The sequence below is a fragment of the Duganella violaceipulchra genome (assembly GCF_019166075.1).
GTDB classification, from domain to species: domain Bacteria; phylum Pseudomonadota; class Gammaproteobacteria; order Burkholderiales; family Burkholderiaceae_D; genus Rugamonas; species Rugamonas violaceipulchra.
The window spans coordinates 1-739 of sequence record NZ_JAHTGR010000093.1 but is presented as its reverse complement, the minus strand read 5'-3'; the positions used below and the strand labels follow the sequence as shown (position 1 = coordinate 739).

The 739-nt window shown below is 68.2% G+C and carries 1 protein-coding gene; it reads right to left on the bottom strand.

The genetic code is table 11. The features are described from left to right. Positions 1-739: hypothetical protein (locus tag KVP70_RS33110; protein ID WP_217946688.1), on the bottom strand; the 739-nt coding region annotated here is incomplete at both ends.

Below are 739 nucleotides of genomic sequence, written 5' to 3'. Positions count from 1 at the left end.
TGGCGTCGCCACTGGCCAGCACGCTGCCGCCCTGGTTGCTCATGCTCTGGCTGGCGATGACGATGCTGGCGCCGCTGTCCTTCAGCGTGGCGATCTGGCCGCCATCGTTGTTCAGGCTGCCGGCGGCGATGGTCGCCTGTCCGGCCGAGACGATCTGGCCGCTGTTGTTGACGATGGCCGTAGTCTGGTTGAACGTCAAGGTACCGCCGCTGTTGACAACACCCTGGTTGTCCAGCTGCTGCGCCACGTCCAGGCCCATGCGCTGTCCCGACAGCACGCTGCCGCCCGTCAGGTTGAGCAAAGTCCCGGCCGCCAGATCGAGGCTGCCGTTACCGGCGATCAAACCACTGTTGGTGACGAGCCCCTGGGCGTTCACCGTAGCCGCGCCCGTGCCGACGTTGACCACACGGCCGGCGCTGTTGTCGATCGTACTCGCCAGCAGCGTCAGGCTGCTGGCCGCCGTGACGGCTTCGATCACGCCGCTCGCGTTATTGAGTGCGCCGCCCGCCGTCAGTTGCAGGTCGCGTTGCGCCTGGATCGTCCCGCGCGCGTTGTGGACGGCGCCGGCGACCGCCAGCTTGGCGTCGCCACTGGCCAGCACGCTGCCGCCCTGGTTGCTCATGCTCTGGCTGGCGATGACGATGCTGGCGCCGCTGTCCTTCAGCGTGGCGATCTGGCCGCCATCGTTGTTCAGGCTGCCGGCGGCGATGGTCGCCTGTCCGGCCGAGACGATCTGGCC